This window comes from Brevundimonas diminuta (assembly GCF_039673845.1).
Classification (GTDB): Bacteria; Pseudomonadota; Alphaproteobacteria; order Caulobacterales; family Caulobacteraceae; genus Brevundimonas; species Brevundimonas diminuta_E.
In genome coordinates this window covers 147022-165890 of sequence record NZ_JBDJMK010000004.1, presented here as the reverse complement: position 1 = coordinate 165890, position 18869 = coordinate 147022, and the positions used below count along the sequence as shown (strand labels likewise).

Sequence of the window (18869 nt, the reverse complement as noted above, 5' to 3'; positions counted from 1 at the left end):
ACCGGGCGGGCGGGGCGGGGTATGCACCCGGCGAGTTCCCCGTCCGAAGGATTCCGTCCATGCTCGCTCGCATCTACCGCCCGGCCAAGACCGCGATGCAGTCCGGCAAGGCCAAGACGCGCGACTGGCGTCTGGATTTCGAGCCCGCCTCGGCCCGCACCATCGACCCGCTGATGGGCTGGACCAGCTCGACCGACATGAACGGCCAGGTGCGCCTGAACTTCGACACCAAGGAAGAAGCGATCGAATACGCCGAACGCCACGGCATCGCCTTCCGCCTGCACGAACCGAACGAGGCGCCGGTCATCATCAAGGCCTACGCCGACAACTTCGCCACCAACCGCAAGCAGTCCTGGACCCACTGAGGCCTGTTACTGCTTAATGGCGGAATGTGGACTTGGCTTCACATAGCGGCGCGTGATTAAACGGTTTCATGCGCCATATCTCTCTTTCGCTCGTCGCCGTTTCCCTGTTGCTGGCCGGATGTAACGCCGGGACGTCCGCAAAAGGGGGCGTCGATCAGGTCGGGTCGGGGCTGGGGGATGCGGTGGCCGCGCCGCTGGAAGACCTGAACCTGAAGCGTCAGGAGATTCCGACCGTGCTGCTGCAGGCGGAATCCAACCCCTATGACCTGCGCAACATGACCCGCTGTTCGGTGATCGCCGCCGAAGTCCGGCGTCTGGACGAGGCGCTGGGGCCGGACACCGATGCGGCGCCGACCGACGATGGAAGCTTCATGAGCGAGCGCGCGGCGGACGCCGCCGCCGGAGCGACGCTGGACGCCGTGCGCGGCACGGTGACGGACTTCATTCCCGCACGCAGCTGGGTGCGCCGTCTGACTGGCGCCGATGCGCACAGCAAGCATGTCCAGTCTGCCATTCAGGCGGGCCTGCGCCGTCGCTCCTTCCTGAAGGGCGTGGGGATGCAGCGGAATTGCGCGCCGCCTGCGGCGCCCGCCGGGTTCACGCCGCGCCGCGGCTAGGCCTTCAGGTGCCGCGCGCGGAAGTCGCGGCGGAACTGTTCAAAACGGCCCTCGGCGATGGCGGCGCGCATGGCCGCCGTCAGCGCCTGGAAGAAGGCGATGTTGTGCCAGCTCAACAGGATCTTGCCGAGGATCTCATCGGCGCGGATCAGGTGATGAAGGTAAGCTTTTGAATAGTCCTGAGAGGCCGGGCAGGGGACGTCTGGATCCAGAGGGTCCTGATCCTCGGCGAAGCGGGCGTTCTTGAGGTTCAGCGGGCCGTCCCAGGTCCAGGCCTGGCCGTGACGCCCGGCGCGGGTCGGCAGGACGCAGTCGAACATGTCGACGCCGCGCCAGACCCCCTCGACCAGATCAATCGGCTTGCCGACGCCCATCAGATAGCGGGGGCGATCCTTGGGCAGGAACTCGGGCGCATAGTCCAGCACCTCGCACATGGCGTCGTGGCCTTCGCCGACGGCCAGACCGCCGATGGCGTAACCGTCGAAGCCGATCTCCTGCAGGCGTTCAGCGGATTCACGGCGCAGATGCTCGAAAGTCGAGCCCTGCTGGATGCCGAACAGGGCCTGACGATCGCGCGCTCCGAAGGCGTTCTTTGAGCGCTGCGCCCATCGGGCCGACAGTTCCATGCCCTCGCGGGCGCGCTTTTCCTCGGCGGGCCAGGCGACGCATTCGTCCAGTTGCATGACGATGTCGGAGCCTAGGCGATCCGCCTGAATCTGGATCGAGCGTTCCGGCGTCAGGACGTGTTTTGACCCGTCGATATGGCTGGAGAAGGTGACGGCCTCCTCGGTCAGCTTGGAGATGCCCGACAGGCTCATGACCTGAAAGCCGCCGGAGTCCGTCAGGATTGGCTTGTCCCAGCGCATGAAGTTGTGAAGCCCGCCCAGGCGCTCCATCCGCTCCGGCCCCGGGCGCAGCATCAGGTGATAGGTATTGCCCAGGATGATGTCCGCGCCGGTCTGTTTGACCTGATCCACCGTCATCGCCTTGACCGTGGCGGCGGTGCCGACGGGCATGAAGGCGGGCGTGCGGATGTCGCCGCGCGTGGTCTTCAGCACGCCGGTGCGGGCGCGGCCTTCGACAGCGGAAATCTCAAACGGAAAAGGCATGGGCGTTCCTTGCAGGGAGCCGCCTCTTAGGCCGAATGCGCCAAGGTCGCCAGTGCGGCGCCAGTGCGGCGCCTGTTCGGGCGGGGGCGGTTCCGTGGCGAAAATCAGGCGCCGCCGCCTTTGTTGGAATAGCGCAGGTTGTTTCGCAACCGAACGATAACGGGGCTGTTAGGTCCGCACACGAAACCGTGAAAGTCGTTCGATTGATGTTCTTGCGTAGTGGAGCCTTGGGCTCTGTTTCCCTGCTGGCGCTGGTTGTCGCCGAACCGTCCCGGGCCCAGGATTCCATCGTGGTCACGCCGCCTGCCGCCGCCGCCCGAGGAACTGTGCAGGTTCAGGACGTGGTTGTGACGGGGCTGCGCGGCAGTCTGCGCTCGGCGCAGGCGCTGAAGCGTAACGCCGATGAGGTGATGGACGCCGTCGTCGCCGAGGACATCGGCAAGCTGCCGGATGTGAATGCTTCGGAATCCTTGGCGCGGGTCACGGGCATTCAGGTGGAGCGCGGGGGCGGCGAGGCGTCTCGCGTGATCGTGCGGGGTCTGCCCGATGTGGCCACCACCTACAACGGCCGCGACATCTTCACGGATCAGGGACGTGCGGTCGCGATGCAGGACTTCCCGGCGGCGGCCATCGCTGCGCTGGAGGTCTATAAGTCCAGTTCTGCGTGGCGGCTGGAATCGGGCATTGCGGGCCTGATCAATGTGCGGTCTCGGCGGCCGTTCGACTTCGACGGGTTCGAGCTGTCGACCTCGGTGAAGGGTACATACGCCACCCAATCCGAAAGCTATGACCCGAACGGCGATATCCTGATCAGCAACCGCTGGAGCACCGGCGCGGGCGAGTTCGGGGCCTTGCTGAACCTGTCCTATACCAGCCTGCGCTATCTCGACTCCGTGCGCTGGGACAGCGGCGGCATCGTCGCCGTCGAGGGGCAGTCCGCCGATCCGGCGGTGCAGGGCGCGCAGTATCCTGACTCGGTGGGCATCTTCTACGGGACCGGCGACCGCTGGCGCCCGTCGGCCAATCTGGCGCTGCAATGGCGGCCGAACGATCAGTGGGAGTTTTATGTCGACGCCCTCTATCAGGGCTATCGCGCCAAGATTTCGGACCGTCAGTTCATCGTGCCGCTGAACCATGAGACGACGCGGTTTGAGGATATCGTGCTGCGCGGCGACGGCAGTTCGATCCAGAGCCTGACCCAGATCGCCGGGCGCCGTCCGGAACAGTGGCAGGGCGCCTCCACCGGCAAGACTAACACCTGGCAGGCGGCGATCGGCGGCAGTTACAACGCCGGGCCGCTTCAGATCGCCTTTGATCTGGCGCGCACCGACAGCACCTATGAGTTCTCAAACTATAGCTTCGATATGGCGCTGACCCGTGCGCCGGTGACGCTGATTGATTTCGACACGCCGAGGGGCGAGGGCGGGGCGACCTTCGCCTTCCGCGATTTCGACGTCACGAACCCGGATAACTATGTCTATCGCGGCCTGTTTGATCGCCACTTCATCGGGGCGGGCGATGACTGGCAGGCGAAGATCGACCTGACCTATGACACGGGAAACAGCCTGATCCCGCAGTTGAAGTTCGGGGTGCGCTATGTCGACCGCAACGGCTCCTATCAGAACGGCGAGCGATATCAGGATCAGGAAGACCTGGGCCTGCCGCTGACCGCTATCCCCGTGGATCTGGCGCTGATCCCGGCTGGGTTCAACGGCAGCGACATTCAGGACATGCGCGCCTGGGTGGCGCCGACCTATGGCGGTCTGCGCGGGAACATTGACGCCCTGCGCGCCCTAGCGGGATTTGATGCGGGACGCCCGCCGATCAATCCGGTCCAGACCTATGAGGCCTCTGAGAAGGCCTATACCGCCTATGGTCAGGCGGATTTCGCCATCAACAGCCGTATCCCGATCGAGGGTGAACTGGGTCTGCGGATCGTCGCCACAGACTTCAGCGTGCGCGGGACCAGCCGTTCGACCGAAGGCGAGGAAGAGGTCTTCACGCCCGTCGATCAGGGCGGACGCTATACCGACCTGCTGCCCAGTCTGGGCGTGCGGTTCATGCTGGATGAAGACCTGATCCTGCGCATGGCGGCGAACCAGACGCGGACGCGCCCCGCGTTCGGCCAGTTGAACCCCAGCCTGTTCGTCAGCCCATCGCCCGACACGTCCGGGCGGCGCACGGCGTCGGGCGGCAATCCGGACCTGAAGCCGATTGAGTCAACCAACTACGACCTGACGCTGGAACGCTATTTCGGCGATGCGGGCGCAGCGACGCTGGGCCTGTTCCGGCGCGAGATCTCAGGCTTCATCGCCGATCAGACGATGGATGTGGACGATCCCGTTTATGGCGTCCTGCGCGTCACGCGGCCGGTCAATCTGAACGACGCCGTGCTGCAGGGCGTCGAGGCGTCCTTCACGACCTTCTTCGACTATGAGTTCATGCCGGAATGGGCGCGGTCGTTCGGGGTGCAGGCCAACGCCACCTATATCGATGGGGCGCTGCCCTATGTGTCGAAATATTCCTACAACCTGACGGGCATGTATGAGAACGGGCCGTGGACGGCGCGGCTGGCCTATAATCTGCGGACGAAGTTCGGCAACGGCGTCATCGGCGAGCATGTCGACGACGTGGGGCGGCTGGACTTCTCGGCGGGCTGGTCGCCGACCGAGCGGATCACCGTCAGCTTCGACGCGACCAATATTCTGGGGCAGCCGTTCCGGTCATTCTTCGACTATGGCGAGGGCGTCTATCCGCGCGATGTTCGCTACGAAGAGAGCCTTTACACCGTCGGTCTTCGCTTCCGGTATTGAGGGCGCTTCAGCGCAGCAGCGTCTCGAGACGCTCAGCGCGTTGCAGGTCTTTCGGACGGCCGAACAGGCGGCACTTTTCGATCTGTTCGGCGACGGTGGGAACATAGAGCGTCCCGCCGTCCAGCGCGATCGGCTGGCGGGTAGTGAAGATCACCGGCGTCCAGTCGGCGCCAGCACGCACATCCATCATGGCCATGACCTCGACCGGAACCGGCGTGGTCAGGATCTGGCCGAAGATCTGAGAGCGGAACAGGCCTTCGCCGGGGTCTTCGACCGCTTCGCCGTGCAGGGTCTCGATCAGGCGCCGGGCGTCGCGCGGACTGGTCATCACATCGACGTCCGGCACATGCCATTCTGACAGCCCAGACAGCGCCATGCCCGCGCCGCCGAACACCCACCAGGGGTCCTGAAGCTCAGCCGCCGCCGAGGCCAGTATGTCGAAGGTCGCGGCCAGATTTTCGGGCAGGTCGTCGATGTGGCTCATTGGGCGTCTTCCCGGAACAGCAGGCTTCCGTCGCCATAAGAATAGAAGCGATAGCCGCTGTCGATGGCGTGGGCGTAGGCGGCGCGCATTGTCTCCAGCCCGGCGAAGGCGCTGACCAGCATGAACAGCGTCGATTTCGGCAGGTGGAAGTTGGTCATCAGCACGTCGCAGGCGCGGAAGCGATAGCCCGGCGTGATGAAGATGGCCGTGTCGCCGTGGAAGGCTTTGACCACGCCGTCTTCGCTCGTAGCGCTCTCCAGCAGGCGCAAGGAGGTGGTGCCGACGCAGACGATGCGCCCACCCGCCGCGCGCACGGCGTTCAGGGCAGCGGCGGTCTCGGCCGAGACCTCGCCCCACTCGGAGTGCATCCTGTGATCGGCGGTGTCGTCCGCCTTGACCGGCAGGAAGGTGCCCGCCCCGACGTGCAGGGTCACGGCGTGGGTCGTCACGCCGCGCGCCCGGATGGCGTCCAAAAGGGCAGGGGTGAAGTGCAATCCCGCCGTCGGCGCCGCGACTGAACCGTCATGCTCGGCGAAGACGGTCTGATAATCCTTCAGGTCCTGATCGTCCTCGGCCCGCTTGGCCGCGATATAGGGGGGCAGGGGCATGACCCCGACCTCGCGGATGGCGTCGTCCAGCACAGGGCCCGCCAGATCGAAGCGCAGGGTGACGAGGCCGTCCTCGCCCTTGGCGGTGATTTCGGCGTCGACCTGACCCAGAAGGCAGGCGTTGTCTTCCTCACGCCCGAAACGGACGCGGTCGCCGACCTTCAGCCGCTTGCCTGGCTTCATGAAGGCGCTCCAGACATCGGGCGCGTCGCGATGGTGCAGGGTCGCCTCGACCGGCACGGACAGCCGTTCGCCTTCCGGCCCGGTGCGGTGACGCACGCCCGATAGACGGGCGGGGATCACGCGCGTGTCGTTGAAGACAAGGGCGTCGCCGGGCTGCAGGAAGTCCGGCAGGTCGCGGATGATCCGGTCCTGAAGCTCGCCGTCCTTCACCACCAGCAGGCGCGCCGAGTCGCGCGGGTCGGCAGGACGCAGGGCGATGCACGCCTCGGGCAGGTCGAAGTCGAAATCGGATGTCCGCATGAGGCGGGGAATGCTCATGCCCCGCCTTTGCGGTCAAGCGAGGCGCAGTCGAAAGTCGACTGGCGAAAACCGCTCCAGCCGCTATGTCAGACGCAGCTAATGGGAGTTTGAGTGCATGACCGACCGCTATCTGGACGATCTGACCGTCGGCGAAAGCTGGGACAGCGAACCCTTCACCATGACCGAGGCCGAGATCATCGCCTTCGCGACGGAGTTCGACCCTCAACCCATGCACATCGACAAGGCGGCGGCCGAAGCGGGGCGGTTCGGCGGCCTGATCGCCAGCGGCTGGCACGTCTGCTCGCGCGTCATGCGGCAGTTCGTGGATGAAGCCTATTTCGGCCAGACGCCTCTGCTGGGCATGAACGTCGACGCCCTGTGGTGGGTGCGGCCCGTGCGTCCCGGCGACACCCTGACCGTGCGACGCGAGATCATCGAAATCCGCCCCTCCAAGAGCCAGCCCGACCGCGGCGTCGTCCGCACCAAGACGACCGTCATCAATCAGGACGGCGACCTGGCCATGAGCTTCGAGAACCAGATGCAACTGCCGAGGAACGCCGAAGCGCGACTTTGAATTTGGTCAGGCAAGGTGTTGATAGCTGATGTCATGATGGCAGCTATCAATGGCTGGAGATGGCCGCGCTTGGCTATTTCAGCCGAGACAAGCCCAGTGACCGAGCGGCGCTTGCTCCATTCACTGTGGCGCTCGCTGGAAATCGAAGGTCATCACAGACCGCACGAGCGAGGAAATCCCAAGTTTGTTCAGGTTCTATAGGCTTGGCTGTTTCTATGGGGAACGAAACAATCCAGTCGCCATGGGGACCAAACGCATTGATTGACATTTGTTGATAGGTCCAGGCTGAGCAATCGATCTTTAGTTCTGTCGTGTCTTGATCGATTGTCCCGCTCGGGCTGGGAATGGCGTTGGCGTAAACTCGGTAATTTGTGACTAAAACGATATCGTCGGAGCGCGTGCGGGAATTCTCTACGATGAAATTTGCAGCTGTGCTGTTACCCGCGAACAAGGTGAAAGGGCCTTGGGGTAGTTGCCTGCTTGACGCTGTGGCGATCGAGGCGCCAGCCAGAGCCACAAGGAGGGCCGCAAGGCTCGGAAACGAGAAGCGCATGGGGTGACTCTAGCGTTGGGCTCTAAATCTTCGCTCCGCTGAATAGCTCAAGGCGATCAGAGTTTCCAATGAGGTCGTTGACCTTGCTCGCTCAAGGCGTCAAAGCCCGGTGCATGCTACAGAACCTCGAAACCCTGTCCCGTGAGGCCCGTTCGTGGCCGTTTGAGCAAGCGCGCAACCTGCTGGCCCACGTGCTCAAAAAACGGCTGACCGATGCGGAGCGCGACGTCGCGAAGCTGCTGATCGACGCGGGCAAGGCGGACGAGGCTCTGGCGACCTTCGAGGCGCTGAACAAGCCGGTGATCCTGGAGACGGGCTATGGTCCGTCGGGCCTGCCGCACATGGGCACCTTCGGCGAGGTGGCGCGCACGACCATGGTGCGCAATGCGTTTCGCGCCCTGACCGGCGATCACTGGGCCACGCGCCTGATCGCCTTCAGCGACGACATGGACGGCCTGCGCAAGGTGCCGGAGGGAATCCCCAACCCGGAGATGCTGCGCGAAGACCTGCATCTGCCGCTGACCAAGGTGCGCGATCCGTTCGGCACGCACGACAGCTTCGGCGCGCACAACAACGCCCGCCTGCGCGCCTTCCTCGACAGCTTCGGCTTCGAATATGAGTTCATGTCCTCGACCGAGACCTATCGGTCGGGCCGGTTCGACGCGGCCCTGCTGACCGTGCTGGAGCGCTTCGACAAGGTCATGGGCATCATGCTGCCGACCCTGGGCGAAGAGCGCCGGGCGACCTATTCGCCCTTCCTGCCGATCAGCCCGATCACCGGCCATGTGCTGCAGGCGCCGACGCTGGAGCGCAACGTCGAAAAGGGCACGATCGTCTTTGACGACCCGGCGGGCGGTCGCACCGAGGTTCCCGTCACCGGCGGCCATGTGAAGCTGCAGTGGAAGCCCGACTGGGCCATGCGCTGGACCGCGCTGGATGTCGACTATGAGATGTCGGGCAAGGACCTGATCGAGAGCGTGCGCGAGTCGTCCAAGCTGTGCCGCGCCATCGGCGGCGTCCCACCGGAAGGCTTCAACTATGAGCTCTTCCTCGACATCGAAGGGAAGAAGATCTCCAAGTCCAAGGGCAACGGCCTGACGATGGAGGACTGGCTGCGCTACGGCACGCCCGAGAGCCTGAGCTGGTATATGTTCCAGTCGCCGAAGTCGGCCAAGAGCCTGCACTTCAACGTCATTCCGCGCGCGACGGACGACTATCTGTCCTTCATCGAGCAGTACAAGACGCAGGAACCGGCCAAGCGGATGGACAACGCCGTGTGGCACATCCATTCGGGCCAGCCTCCGGAAAGCGCCTCGCCGGTGTCTTTCGCCCTGTTGCTGAATCTGGTTGGTGTGGCCAACGCCTCGACCAAGGACCAGCTGTGGGCCTATTTCGCCAAATATCTGCCGGACGCCTCGCCTGAGAGCGAGCCCGTGCTGGATCGGCTGATGGGCTATGCGTTGAACTACTACGAGGACTTCGTGAAGCCCTCGAAGACCTATCGTCTGCCCGACGACAAGGAAAAGGCGGCGCTGCTCGATCTGGCGGAACGGCTGAAGGCTCTGCCCGCCGATACGACCGACGGCGAGATCATTCAGGGCGAGGTCTACGCCGTGGGCAAGGCGCATGAGTTCGAGCCGCTGCGGGCCTGGTTCCAGGCGCTGTATGAGGTGCTGCTGGGCGCGTCGCAGGGACCGCGCTTCGGATCGTTCGCCGCCATCTACGGCCTGTCCCAGACCATCGAACTGATCGACAAGGGCGCCGAGGGCCGTCTGGCCTGACGGCGAGCCGGTTGAGACGCGTAAGGGGCTGTCGACGTTGTTGGCGGCCCCTTTTTCGTGGGCGCTACGAAGATGAACGGCAGATAACGGCGCGGCTGGGGGAGCCTTCATCTGCTTTGACGCATTCTCCCTTCATCGACGAAGCGATGACAGGAGAGTCTCATGTCGAAAGTTTTCAAGACTGGTCTGGCCGCCGCCTCCATGATCGCCGCTCTGGGCGCCGCCGCCATGCCGATGAGCGCCAGCGCTATGCCGCAGGCCAACGGCATCACCAACTGTGACGCGCCGGGCGGCCGACAGCAGGCCGGCGCCGCCATCGGCGCCCTTCTGGGCGGACTGGCGGGCAGCCAGGTTTCCAAGAACGAACGCACCCTGGGCGCGGTCGTAGGCGCGGGCGCTGGCGCGGCGGCAGGGTCCTACATCGGCTGTAACCAACAGCGTAGCCGCGTGACGACGCAGGGCGACAGCAACGCCAACATGTATCGCGCCACCTCCAACCTGCGCATCCGCAGCGGCCCGGGGGCGCAATACAGCCAGAGCGGCAGCCTGTCGGCCGGTCAGCCTTTCACGGCCATCCGCTCGGAAGGCGAGTGGGTGCAGATCGCCGGCGGCGGATGGGTCAACGCCCGCTATGTGGCGCCGAACTGATCGGCGGATTTCTCCCCCGCGTCGATCAAAAGCAGGGCCGTCCCGAAAGGGGCGGCCCTTTCCCTATTGGCTGACCCACAGGATACGGGCCATCCACAGCACCTGCGGGCGCGACAGGACGCGAGGCTCATACTGCGGGTTCAAGGACGCCAGAACCACCTGACGGGCGTTCAGGGCGGCGATTTCCTTGGCAAGCGTTTCGCCCTCCGTGGTCCGCACCACCACCCGGTCGCCACGCCGCACCGCCGTCGCGTCCAGATCGACGATCACGCGGTCGCCGGGCCGATAGACGGGCTCCATCGAGTCGCCGTCGATGGTCAGGCTGAACAGGTTGTCCTTGTGGCCGGGCAGTTCAGTCTGGTCCCAGCCCTCGGCCATGGGCAGGCCCGCGTCATCGAAAAAGCCCTCATCGCCCGCGCGGGCCAGACCCAGCAGGGGGATTACACGCGGTTGTGCCGTGGCGTCATCTGCCAGGGCCGCGAACTCGCCAAGGCTCAGCCCAGTAGCCTCCAGCACCCGCATCAGGCTTTCGGTCGAGGGCCAGCGGGGACGGGGCGGCTCGCCCGGCCCCAGTCGCTTTGAAGGGTTGAAGCTGGTCGCATCCAGTCCCGAGCGCCGCGCCAGGCCCGAGGCCGACACGCCCTGCCGCCGCGCCAGCGCGTCGATCGCCTTCCAGATCTGGGCATGGGACAGGGGCAAGAGCGCTTCCGGACGTTGATGCACGGAAGATTACTCAAACCGGATAGGAATATCCACCTATCAGTCGTCCTCGATGCCGACGGCCCGTCTTTCCTGCCAGGCGAAAAAAGCGCCGACCGCAATGGCGATCATGATGCCGTAGGCTGACATGTTGAGGACGGTATAGAAGGCAGAGATTTCCGGTCTCAGCTTCAGCAACACCATGACATGGCTGGCGACGGAGAGCAGTTGAAAGGCCGCAGCCCAAACCGGCCAGGATCGTGGTGATTTCCACACCAGGGCGACGAAAATCCCCAGGACCACCATATCAATAATGAACACCGGCCACTGAACTGCGGCGTAGCCGAGATAGGTTTGGGACAGGATGGATAGGAACCAGGCGGTCAACATCGTGCCTGCGCCGATCCGTTCAGGTCGGCCCCCCTTGGCCAACGCGAACAGCCCTATGGCGATCATCACCCCGGCGCCGACCAGAGCAGCAATAGTTTCCAGCAATGAAGACCCCCATTATTGCTTTCAACAATGGGGGCCACTTTACATTGGGCGCAGTAAAAAAGTAGCGCTATTCCCTTAAGTTACTACGATTTCATGCAACGCGGAGGTGGCGCTCCTGGCTGCCCATCGGGCGGCTGTCCCATTCGTTCGGCTTGTTAAGAGGGCCAGCCGCATAGGTCCCGTAGCCGAGCCGACGGTGATCTTTTTCCAGCTCTGCGTGGCAGCCGATCATCGCTTCACGAGCGGTGCTCAGGGCGGCGATTGTCTCCATCGCCTTGGCCTGGGATGCGGCGCCGGCCACGGCCGAGATCGACAGGGCCGAGCGGGCGCTGATCATGGCTTGAACCAGTGTGGCGGCGTGATTGATGGCGTCATCCAGCGCCTTCTCGGCAGCGTGCAGTTCGCCGGCGACGCCAGCGATGACTTCATTGCGGTCCATAACTTACCCCTCGTATGAAAAGGAACGACGGGAAATGGTTAACGCGCATTAACCATTATGAACAGAGGGCAGGGTTACATTTTTTACAATTGTCCGTGACAGAACGGCCCGTCTGTCAGACGTCTTCGGCATCGAGCAGGAAGTGGGCGGTCAGGGAGGCGATCGGCTCATTGCGAGCGTCCTGCCAGGCCTCGGCGACGACGTGGGCGACCCTTCGTCCGGCCTTGTTGATTCTGGCGCGGGCGTAGACGTCGACAGGACGGCCAGAGCGCAGATAGGCCACGGTGACGTTGATGGGGCGCGGCAGACGCAGGCGCGGATAGGTCAGGGAGACCTGGGCCATGGCCGTCATTTCCAGCAGGGCCGCAGTCGACCCCCCATGCAGCGCAGGCAGCATGGGGTTGCCGATCAGCTTGTCGGCGAACGGCATGACGACGGTGACTTCATCGCCGTTCGCCTGGGTCTGAAGGTTCAGGAAGCGGGCGTAGGGCAGGCTGTCCAGCAGGGAGGCGCTCATGCGGGCGTCTCCGTCGTGCGGCGGGTTTTCTTCAGATTGGCGCCGGGGCGATGGTCGCCTTCCGCGCTGACCATATAGGCGGACTGGGCGGCGGCGACGGGATCGGCGGGGTCGTCCTCGAACGCCCAGGCGCGCACAAAGGCCAGGTTGCGCGTCAGGCGATAGCAGCGCGCCTCGGCCAGCAGGTCGCGGCCCGGCGCCGCCGCGCGCATATAGTCGACCCGCAGATCCAGCGTCGCCACGGGCCTGAAGGCGCCCAGACCCACCCAGACCGCCAGTCCGCCGACGTGATCCAGCAGGGTTGTGACCAGCCCTCCGGCCAGCACGCCGGTCTCAGGATCGCCGACCAGATCGTCGCGATAGGGAACGCGGATGCGGACGCGATCGCCCTTCACGTCTTCGAAGGCGAAGCCCAGGGCGTGGGTGTGCGCCGCGCCGGAGGCGAGCTGAGGCAGGATGGTGTCCAGGAATGAGTCCGTCATTGAGGCGTCCTGTGTTGAGTCCCGCCTTGGTCGCCCGTCGGGGGCGCTCTTGTCCAGCACACGGAGCACAAGCTGTGTGAAGAGAAGTGGCGTCCTGAACCGTTCATCGTGTCAGGCCGTCGCAGGAAGGTCAGGGCTGACGAAGCCGTGTGGACCGCCGGGAGCTGGCGTCAGGCCACGCCGCGCGTCTGCGCCGCAGCGCCTGACGGTTCCAGCGCCGTATTCATGGCCAGGCGCAGGCGTTCGGGCTTGATGGGTTTTTCCACCACGGCGGCCATGCCGGCCGCCAGATAGGCCTTGGCGTCGTCCGGATCGGCGTTGGCGGTCAGGGCGATGATAGGAATGTCGCGCACGGCCCCTTCAAAGGCGCGGATGGCGCGGGTGGCGCCGACGCCGTCCAGACGGGGCATCTTGATGTCCATCAGGATCAGATCGAACGGACGAGAACGGACGGCTTCGACCGCTTCCTGTCCGTCCTCGACGGTTTCAGAGGTGCAGCCGAACATCTCGCACAGGGCCTGGGCGACCACGCGGTTGGTGGCGTTGTCGTCGGCGATCAGCACATGGGGACGGGTCTGGAGGTGAAGCTGGTCCAGATTGGCGACGTTGGTCGGCTCTTCGCGCTCGATCAGGGCGATGGGGGCCGACAGGTCAAAGGCGAAGGTCGCGCCGCGGCCCGTGTTGTTCTCGGCCCAGATGCGGCCGTTCATGCATTCCACCAGGCGGCGGCTGATGGCCAGGCCCAGACCGCTGTCCTCGGCCGAGGCGTCCATCAGGCTGTTGATGCGGTCGTGGTCGCTGGCGGCGTCATCGCGGACGCGGGCTTCGATCTGGACATGGTCGCCCCGAGTGTGCGCCTTCAGACTGACCTCCACCATGCCCTGCCGCGCGTGGTTCAGCGCATTGAGGATCAGGTGGTTGAACACATGGCGCAGCCTTTCGGCGTCCAGCATGGCGGCCAGTTCCGTGTCGCCTTCATAGCCGATCATCAGGGTGACGCCGCCCTGGGCCGCGCGGGGCGACCAGTGGCGCTGCAACTCGTCCATCAGGGTGCGCAGGGGCGTCGGCGCGGCGACGATCTGCAGTTCCCCGGCCTCGGCGCGGGCCAGATCGAGCGCATCGCGCAGATTGTCCAGCATGTCCTCGGCCGAATCCATGATGGTCCGGGCGTGGGCCTTGGCGGCCTCGTTGAGCGGCTGACGGTGCAGAAGTTCGGCGACCGCCAGCACCCCGTTCATCGAGGTGCTGAGTTCATGGTTGAGCAGTCCCATGAAGCGGCTTTTGTCGCGCGCGGCGTTGCGCGCCGCCTGTTCGGAGGCGTCTGAACTGCGCATTTGCTCGACCAGCCGCTCGTTTTCATGCTGCTGGTTGGCGTTGATGGCGCGCAACAGGGCGACCGCCGTGCCGACGCCGCGATAGGCGCCGCCGCGGGTGACGATAAAGCCGCGCATCAGGGCGCCAGGCCCGCTTTTCAGAATGACGGAGGCGAAGGCCTCGATGCGGACATCGGCCTCGATCACCGCGGGTTCGGGATCCATGATGTGAACGACGTCACGGGCGCCATACAGGCTCTGGCCTAGCGGCGCCGCCAGCTTCAGCAGGAAGTCGCCGCGTTCGATCAGGCCGATCGGCCGGTCGCCATCGACCACCGGGATCACCAGCGTATCGGGTTCGCGCTGGAACCGCGCCAGAATCTCGCCGGTCGTGGCCGTCCTGGCCACCGGCTCGACACGGTCGGTCAGCACTTCGATCGTCGGCATGCGGCCGGCTCCTGATGATAGTGTTTTACAATCTCAGAAAAACGCTTGCCGAAGGGTTAAATCCAGTCCGGGAAAATGCTTATTCGAGCCTTCATCTGCGGCTTGCTTTTCCGCAGCGCCCGACTGGCGTATAGGGGCGGCCGTCCCATCTTCTGTCTCTGGACTTTTTGCGAATGCGCGCGGCCTGCGGGCCGACCGCAGGTTTGTCATGAGCGTAACCTTGCAACACTCTGAAAAAACGGCCCTTCTTCTCTTTTCGGGCGGGCAGGACAGCGCCACCTGCCTGGCCTGGGCGCTGGAGCGGTTCGACCGGGTGGAGACGGTCGGTTTCGACTATGGCCAGCGTCATGCCGTCGAAATGCAGGCCCGTCAGTCCGTGCGCGAGGAAGTGGTCAGGGTTCTGCCGCAGTGGGCGGGCCGTCTGGGCGACGATCATGTGGTCGATCTGACGGGCTTCGGCGCCATCGGCGAGACGGCCATGACCACCGAGCGGGCCATTGAAGCCGATGCACGGGGCCTGCCCAACACCTTTGTGCCCGGCCGTAACCTGATCTTTCTGGTCGCGGCGGCAGCGCTAGCGGATCGGCGAGGGCTGGAGGTTCTGATCGGCGGCATGTGCGAGACGGACTATTCCGGCTATCCCGACTGTCGTAACGACACCATTCAGGCGACGGCGCGCGCCCTGTCGCTGGGGCTGGACAAGCCGGTTCCGGTCGAGACGCCGCTGATGTTCCTGACCAAGGCCCAGACGTGGGAACTGGCCGACCGGATCGGCGGCGCGGCTCTGGTCGAGGCGATCATCGAGTTCAGTCACACTTGCTATCTGGGCGACCGCACGCAGCGCCATGTCTGGGGCTATGGCTGCGGGACCTGCCCAGCCTGCGAACTGCGCGCGGCGGGTTACGCCGCCTGGGCGGGCGGGGCATGACCTATTCGGCCAAGGAAGTCTTTCTGACGGTGCAGGGCGAGGGCGGGCAGGCGGGACGACCCGCTGTCTTCCTGCGCTTCGCAGGGTGCAATCTGTGGAGCGGACTGGAGCGGGATCGCGAGAGCGCCGTCTGCACCTTCTGCGACACGGATTTCGTCGGCGTGAGCGGCGATGGCGGCGGCAAGTTCAGAACGGCCGACCTGATGGCGGACCATGTCGCCGGGATGTGGCGTGGCCGCGAGGGCGATCCGAAGCTGGTGGTCTGCACCGGCGGCGAGCCGCTGATGCAACTGGACGCAGCTCTGATCGACGCCCTGCACGCGCGGGGCTTTGAAGTGGCGATCGAGAGCAACGGCACCCTGACGGCGCCGGACGGCATCGACTGGATCTGCATCAGCCCCAAGGCGGACGCGCCCGTGGTCCAGACGTCCGGGCAGGAACTGAAGCTGGTCTTTCCCCAGCCGCTGGCCATGCCCGACCGCTTTGAGCATCTGGATTTCGAGCGTTTCTGGCTTCAGCCGATGGATGGTCCCGATCAGGCCGCCAATACCGCCGCCGCCATCGAATACTGCCTGACCCATCCGCAATGGCGGCTCAGCGTCCAGACGCACAAATACATCGGGGTGCGCTAGGAGGCGGGCAGGGCGGCGAACCGCCCTGCCGCCGGATCAAGCCGTCAGCATCATTTCGGCGTTTTCGAAAGGCAGGCCTTCGTCATCGGTCGGCCGGCGCGACTGCTCCCGAAAGCCGAGCGCTTCGTAGAAACGCATGGCCTGGGTGTTGGCGGTGTAGACTTCCAGCGTCAGCTGTCGCTTCAGCACCAGCGCATGAGTCGTCAGGGCGCGACCGATCCCATGGCCCTGCTGGTCAGGAGCGATGAACAGGGCGCCGATGAAGGCGTCGATCAGGCTGATGAAGCCGACGGCCCGTCCGTCGCGGCAGGCGACCCAGGTTTCGGCGTCCGGCAGATATCGGGTTTCAATCAGGATCTGTTGTTCACGCAACCGCTGCTCGCCGATGAAGGCGTGGGCGCGAAGCGAAGCCTGAAGCCAGATGTCCGACAGGATTTTCATATCGGTTTCAGGACGATAGGCACGAATGATCGTGTCTGTATGTGACATGGTTTTTCTACAGAATGGGTATGCAAACAGAAGCAGCGCCCCGTCGGGCGCATCGTGATCCCGGCCGACGGGATGGGATTCAGGCTCTGCGCATAAGGCTCCTTCTGGAAGAGCAAGGCGTTAGCAGTCGCCCGTATGCGCGGCAATATGGGCGCGTCAGGATGACGGCGGCCTAGCAGGCCTTGCCCTGACGCTGCCTCTGTTCGCAGCGGCGCTGTTCACGCTCGTAATCGCGTTGTTCGCGTTCGCGTTTCGCTTGGGCTTCTTCGTCTGAGGTGGTGACGGCGTCGAAACCGGCGCCGACGGCGGCGCCCGTCACCTTGGCCGCTCCGCCGACCACGGCGGCCCCTGCACCGACCACGGCGCCCGCGACGCAGCCCTGAAGCATCAGGGCGCCGGTCAGGCAAAGGATAAGGGCAGGGAGGCGCTGGATCATGTCGGCAGTCTGCCCGCGCCCGATCATCCTGTCAGCGCACAAAAAACAGGGGCGCCCGAAAGAACGCCCCTGCAGCAGATTTACAGACTGTCGACCATCACGAGCTCGGCGTCCTGTCTGGCCGTGATGGTGATTGTCGGCTCGTCCATGACGCCTGCGCCGTCGCGGGCGTTCAGCGTCGTGCCGTTGATGTCGACCTGACCGGCGGCCGGCACCAGATAGGCACGGCGCCCGGCCGCCAGATCATAGGTCAGGCTTTCGCCCGCCTTCAGCGTAGCCGCCAGAACGCGGGCGTCGGCGTTGATCGGCAGGGCTTCATCTGCTGGATCGCCCGAGGCGACGACGGTGAATCGGCCCGAACGGTCGCTCTTGGGAAAGGCGCGCTGGCCCCAGGTCGGCGGGGAGCCCGGCCGGTCGGTCTCGATCCAGATCTGGAAGATGGTCGTGAGCTCATTCTCCAGATTGTATTCGGAGTGACGCACGCCTGTGCCTGCGCTCATCACCTGAACGTCGCCCGCCTCTGTCCGGCCCGTGTTGCCCATGGAGTCCTGGTGGGTGATGGCCCCGGTGCGGACGTAGGTGATGATCTCCATGTCCGCGTGCGGGTGCGGCGGAAAGCCGGACTGGGCGGCGATCTCATCGTCGTTCCACACGCGCAGGCGGCCCCAGCCCATGCGCTTGGGATCATAGTAGTTGGCGAATGAGAAGTGGTGTTTGGCGTTCAGCCAGCCGTGGTTGGCGCCGCCGAGGGTGTTGAAGGGTCTGACGTCGATCATTGTGCGGTCTCCCGTTGTGCGCAGCCTGCACTGCGCCGTTGAGAAACCATATAGGTAACTATGAGTGTTGCGAAAAGGGGCGCCTGAGCGCCGCCTTATCCCACCTGCGCGCGGTGCCGCATCATGGCGTCGGCCAGGACAATGGCGGCCATGGCCTCGACCACCGGAACGCCGCGAAGGGCGACGCAGGGGTCGTGGCGGCCCTTGGTGCGCAGGTCGACTTCATCGCCGTCGCGGTTGATGGTCTGACGCAGGGTCAGGATGGAGGAGGTCGGCTTGAACGCCACCCGCGCCGTCAGCGGCTGTCCGGTGGAGATGCCGCCCAGAACGCCGCCCGCCTTGTTCGACAGGAAGACCGGCAGGCCGTCCTCGAGACGCATTTCGTCTGCGTTGTCCTCGCCCGACAGTTCGGCGGCGCCGAAGCCTGCGCCGATCTCGACGCCCTTGACGGCGTTGACGGACATGAGGCTCGCCGCCAGTTCGGCGTCCAGCTTGGCGTAGAGGGGCGCGCCCCATCCAGCGGGGACGCCTGTGACTTCCAGCGCCACCACGGCGCCGATGGACGAGCCCGCCTTGCGCACGCCGTCCAGATACTGCTCCCACGCAGGCACGACCTCGGCCGAGGCGGCGAACAGGGCGTTGTCGTGGACGGCGTCGAAGTCGATGGCCTCGTCGGCGATGCGGTGCGGGCCCAGCTGGACGACGCCCGCGCGGATGCGGATCTGTTCGCCCAGCACCTTGCGGGCAACGGCGCCCGCCGCGACGCGACTGGCCGTTTCGCGGGCGGAGGACCGTCCGCCGCCGCGATGGTCGCGCACGCCGTATTTGGCCTGATAGGCGAAGTCGGCGTGGCCGGGGCGGAAGGCGCGGGCGATCTCGCCATAGTCCTTGGACCGCTGATCGGTGTTCTCGATCATCAGGCTGATCGGCGTGCCGGTCGTGACGGGGCCGTTTCCGTCATCATAGACGCCGGACAGGATGCGGACCTGATCGGCCTCCTGTCGCTGGGTGACGAAGCGGCTGCCGCCGGGCTTGCGCTGATCCAGCCACGGCTGGATATCGGCTTCGGTCAGGGGGATCAGCGGCGGGCAGCCGTCGACGACGCAGCCGATGGCCGGGCCGTGGCTTTCGCCCCAGGTGGTGATGCGGAACAGGTGGCCGAAGGTGTTATGCGACATGAC

Annotated in this window: 22 protein-coding genes; 8 read left to right on the top strand and 14 right to left on the bottom strand. The window is 65.1% G+C overall.

Annotation, left to right across the window (positions count from 1 at the left end):
- Nucleotides 1-59: 59 nt before the first annotated feature.
- The gene (locus ABE454_RS05755; protein ID WP_346529906.1) at nucleotides 60-365 is read left to right on the top strand and encodes an ETC complex I subunit; all 306 of its coding nucleotides are present in this window, start codon (nucleotides 60-62) and stop codon (nucleotides 363-365) included.
- Between the two features lie 68 nt (nucleotides 366-433).
- A complete protein-coding gene (locus ABE454_RS05750; protein WP_346529905.1) occupies nucleotides 434-982 on the top strand; it encodes a hypothetical protein in 549 nt (182 codons plus the stop codon).
- Here ABE454_RS05750 and tgt read toward each other — a convergent pair.
- The gene (gene tgt, locus ABE454_RS05745; protein ID WP_346529904.1) at nucleotides 979-2091 is read right to left on the bottom strand and encodes a tRNA guanosine(34) transglycosylase Tgt; all 1113 of its coding nucleotides are present in this window, start codon (nucleotides 2089-2091) and stop codon (nucleotides 979-981) included. The genes ABE454_RS05750 and tgt overlap by 4 nt on opposite strands.
- Before the next feature lie 227 nt (nucleotides 2092-2318).
- Between tgt and ABE454_RS05740 the strand changes: the two genes are divergently transcribed.
- On the top strand, nucleotides 2319-4904 hold the full coding sequence (locus ABE454_RS05740; protein ID WP_346529901.1) for a TonB-dependent receptor: 2586 nt from the start codon (nucleotides 2319-2321) through the stop codon (nucleotides 4902-4904).
- A 7-nt stretch (nucleotides 4905-4911) separates the two neighbouring features.
- Here ABE454_RS05740 and ABE454_RS05735 read toward each other — a convergent pair whose 3' ends face one another.
- Nucleotides 4912-5388, bottom strand: coding sequence for a hypothetical protein (locus ABE454_RS05735; RefSeq protein ID WP_346529899.1), 477 nt, complete (start codon nucleotides 5386-5388; stop codon nucleotides 4912-4914).
- The gene (gene queA / locus ABE454_RS05730; RefSeq protein ID WP_346529897.1) at nucleotides 5385-6479 is read right to left on the bottom strand and encodes a tRNA preQ1(34) S-adenosylmethionine ribosyltransferase-isomerase QueA; all 1095 of its coding nucleotides are present in this window, start codon (nucleotides 6477-6479) and stop codon (nucleotides 5385-5387) included. The genes ABE454_RS05735 and queA overlap by 4 nt, the downstream gene beginning before the upstream one ends.
- Nucleotides 6480-6594: 115 nt before the next feature.
- Here queA and ABE454_RS05725 point away from each other — a divergent pair, with 115 nt between their 5' ends.
- Entirely contained in the window at nucleotides 6595-7053 is a 459-nt protein-coding gene (locus ABE454_RS05725) for a MaoC family dehydratase (protein ID WP_346529894.1), read from the top strand.
- Between the two features lie 73 nt (nucleotides 7054-7126).
- On the opposite strand, the gene ABE454_RS05720 is transcribed toward ABE454_RS05725, so the two are convergent.
- Nucleotides 7127-7606 carry a hypothetical protein gene (locus tag ABE454_RS05720; RefSeq protein ID WP_346529892.1) on the bottom strand — a complete coding sequence of 160 codons (480 nt, stop codon included), beginning with the start codon at nucleotides 7604-7606 and terminating at the stop codon, nucleotides 7127-7129.
- Between the two features lie 113 nt (nucleotides 7607-7719).
- Here ABE454_RS05720 and ABE454_RS05715 point away from each other — a divergent pair, with 113 nt between their 5' ends.
- Nucleotides 7720-9387 carry a lysine--tRNA ligase gene (locus ABE454_RS05715; protein ID WP_346529890.1) on the top strand — a complete coding sequence of 556 codons (1668 nt, stop codon included), beginning with the start codon at nucleotides 7720-7722 and terminating at the stop codon, nucleotides 9385-9387.
- A 162-nt stretch (nucleotides 9388-9549) separates the two neighbouring features.
- Nucleotides 9550-10035, top strand: a complete 486-nt coding sequence (locus tag ABE454_RS05710; protein ID WP_346529888.1) for an SH3 domain-containing protein — start codon at nucleotides 9550-9552, stop codon at nucleotides 10033-10035.
- Between the two features lie 63 nt (nucleotides 10036-10098).
- Here the strand turns inward: ABE454_RS05710 and ABE454_RS05705 are convergent, their stop codons facing one another.
- The 6 genes from ABE454_RS05705 to ABE454_RS05680 all read right to left on the bottom strand — a co-directional run bounded on the left by ABE454_RS05705 (nucleotide 10099) and on the right by ABE454_RS05680 (nucleotide 14427).
- Nucleotides 10099-10734, bottom strand: a complete 636-nt coding sequence (locus tag ABE454_RS05705) for a S24 family peptidase (protein WP_346529886.1) — start codon at nucleotides 10732-10734, stop codon at nucleotides 10099-10101.
- Nucleotides 10735-10794: 60 nt separating this feature from the next.
- Nucleotides 10795-11229 (bottom strand): hypothetical protein, encoded by a 435-nt coding sequence (locus tag ABE454_RS05700; protein WP_346529884.1) that lies wholly within the window; start codon nucleotides 11227-11229, stop codon nucleotides 10795-10797.
- A gap of 91 nt (nucleotides 11230-11320) precedes the next feature.
- Nucleotides 11321-11668, bottom strand: coding sequence for a hypothetical protein (locus tag ABE454_RS05695; RefSeq protein ID WP_346529882.1), 348 nt, complete (start codon nucleotides 11666-11668; stop codon nucleotides 11321-11323).
- A gap of 115 nt (nucleotides 11669-11783) precedes the next feature.
- Nucleotides 11784-12185: a PaaI family thioesterase gene (locus tag ABE454_RS05690; protein WP_346529879.1), complete on the bottom strand. Its 402-nt coding sequence runs from the start codon at nucleotides 12183-12185 to the stop codon at nucleotides 11784-11786.
- The gene (locus tag ABE454_RS05685) at nucleotides 12182-12667 is read right to left on the bottom strand and encodes a PaaI family thioesterase (protein ID WP_346529878.1); all 486 of its coding nucleotides are present in this window, start codon (nucleotides 12665-12667) and stop codon (nucleotides 12182-12184) included. Before ABE454_RS05685 ends, ABE454_RS05690 begins: the two co-directional genes overlap by 4 nt.
- A gap of 170 nt (nucleotides 12668-12837) precedes the next feature.
- Complete coding sequence (locus ABE454_RS05680; protein WP_346529877.1) at nucleotides 12838-14427, bottom strand: response regulator; 1590 nt, start codon at nucleotides 14425-14427, stop codon at nucleotides 12838-12840.
- Nucleotides 14428-14635: 208 nt separating this feature from the next.
- Here ABE454_RS05680 and queC point away from each other — a divergent pair, with 208 nt between their 5' ends.
- Nucleotides 14636-15355, top strand: a complete 720-nt coding sequence (gene queC / locus ABE454_RS05675) for a 7-cyano-7-deazaguanine synthase QueC (protein ID WP_346529875.1) — start codon at nucleotides 14636-14638, stop codon at nucleotides 15353-15355.
- On the top strand, nucleotides 15352-15987 hold the full coding sequence (gene queE, locus ABE454_RS05670; RefSeq protein ID WP_346529874.1) for a 7-carboxy-7-deazaguanine synthase: 636 nt from the start codon (nucleotides 15352-15354) through the stop codon (nucleotides 15985-15987). Before queC ends, queE begins: the two co-directional genes overlap by 4 nt.
- Before the next feature lie 36 nt (nucleotides 15988-16023).
- Here queE and ABE454_RS05665 read toward each other — a convergent pair whose 3' ends face one another.
- The 4 genes from ABE454_RS05665 to aroC all read right to left on the bottom strand — a co-directional run bounded on the left by ABE454_RS05665 (nucleotide 16024) and on the right by aroC (nucleotide 18866).
- Nucleotides 16024-16428, bottom strand: coding sequence for a GNAT family N-acetyltransferase (locus ABE454_RS05665; protein ID WP_346529872.1), 405 nt, complete (start codon nucleotides 16426-16428; stop codon nucleotides 16024-16026).
- Nucleotides 16429-16648: 220 nt separating this feature from the next.
- On the bottom strand, nucleotides 16649-16912 hold the full coding sequence (locus ABE454_RS05660) for a hypothetical protein (RefSeq protein ID WP_346529870.1): 264 nt from the start codon (nucleotides 16910-16912) through the stop codon (nucleotides 16649-16651).
- A gap of 80 nt (nucleotides 16913-16992) precedes the next feature.
- A complete protein-coding gene (locus ABE454_RS05655) occupies nucleotides 16993-17688 on the bottom strand; it encodes a pirin family protein (protein WP_346529867.1) in 696 nt (231 codons plus the stop codon).
- Nucleotides 17689-17783: 95 nt separating this feature from the next.
- Nucleotides 17784-18866, bottom strand: coding sequence for a chorismate synthase (gene aroC, locus ABE454_RS05650; protein ID WP_346529864.1), 1083 nt, complete (start codon nucleotides 18864-18866; stop codon nucleotides 17784-17786).
- Nucleotides 18867-18869 lie beyond the last annotated feature (3 nt).

Bases quoted from the DNA above. Each gene is read 5' to 3' on its own strand.
- ABE454_RS05755 (WP_346529906.1), top strand. From the start codon at position 60: ATGCTCGCTCGCATCTACCGCCCGGCCAAGACCGCGATGCAGTCCGGC.
- ABE454_RS05750 (WP_346529905.1), top strand. From the start codon at position 434: ATGCGCCATATCTCTCTTTCGCTCGTCGCCGTTTCCCTGTTGCTGGCC.
- tgt (WP_346529904.1), bottom strand. From the start codon at position 2,091: ATGCCTTTTCCGTTTGAGATTTCCGCTGTCGAAGGCCGCGCCCGCACC.
- ABE454_RS05735 (WP_346529899.1), bottom strand. From the start codon at position 5,388: ATGAGCCACATCGACGACCTGCCCGAAAATCTGGCCGCGACCTTCGAC.
- queA (WP_346529897.1), bottom strand. From the start codon at position 6,479: ATGCGGACATCCGATTTCGACTTCGACCTGCCCGAGGCGTGCATCGCC.
- ABE454_RS05725 (WP_346529894.1), top strand. From the start codon at position 6,595: ATGACCGACCGCTATCTGGACGATCTGACCGTCGGCGAAAGCTGGGAC.
- ABE454_RS05720 (WP_346529892.1), bottom strand. From the start codon at position 7,606: ATGCGCTTCTCGTTTCCGAGCCTTGCGGCCCTCCTTGTGGCTCTGGCT.
- ABE454_RS05715 (WP_346529890.1), top strand. From the start codon at position 7,720: ATGCTACAGAACCTCGAAACCCTGTCCCGTGAGGCCCGTTCGTGGCCG.
- ABE454_RS05710 (WP_346529888.1), top strand. From the start codon at position 9,550: ATGTCGAAAGTTTTCAAGACTGGTCTGGCCGCCGCCTCCATGATCGCC.
- ABE454_RS05695 (WP_346529882.1), bottom strand. From the start codon at position 11,668: ATGGACCGCAATGAAGTCATCGCTGGCGTCGCCGGCGAACTGCACGCT.
- ABE454_RS05690 (WP_346529879.1), bottom strand. From the start codon at position 12,185: ATGAGCGCCTCCCTGCTGGACAGCCTGCCCTACGCCCGCTTCCTGAAC.
- ABE454_RS05685 (WP_346529878.1), bottom strand. From the start codon at position 12,667: ATGACGGACTCATTCCTGGACACCATCCTGCCTCAGCTCGCCTCCGGC.
- ABE454_RS05680 (WP_346529877.1), bottom strand. From the start codon at position 14,427: ATGCCGACGATCGAAGTGCTGACCGACCGTGTCGAGCCGGTGGCCAGG.
- queC (WP_346529875.1), top strand. From the start codon at position 14,636: ATGAGCGTAACCTTGCAACACTCTGAAAAAACGGCCCTTCTTCTCTTT.
- queE (WP_346529874.1), top strand. From the start codon at position 15,352: ATGACCTATTCGGCCAAGGAAGTCTTTCTGACGGTGCAGGGCGAGGGC.
- ABE454_RS05665 (WP_346529872.1), bottom strand. From the start codon at position 16,428: ATGAAAATCCTGTCGGACATCTGGCTTCAGGCTTCGCTTCGCGCCCAC.
- ABE454_RS05660 (WP_346529870.1), bottom strand. From the start codon at position 16,912: ATGATCCAGCGCCTCCCTGCCCTTATCCTTTGCCTGACCGGCGCCCTG.
- ABE454_RS05655 (WP_346529867.1), bottom strand. From the start codon at position 17,688: ATGATCGACGTCAGACCCTTCAACACCCTCGGCGGCGCCAACCACGGC.
- aroC (WP_346529864.1), bottom strand. From the start codon at position 18,866: ATGTCGCATAACACCTTCGGCCACCTGTTCCGCATCACCACCTGGGGC.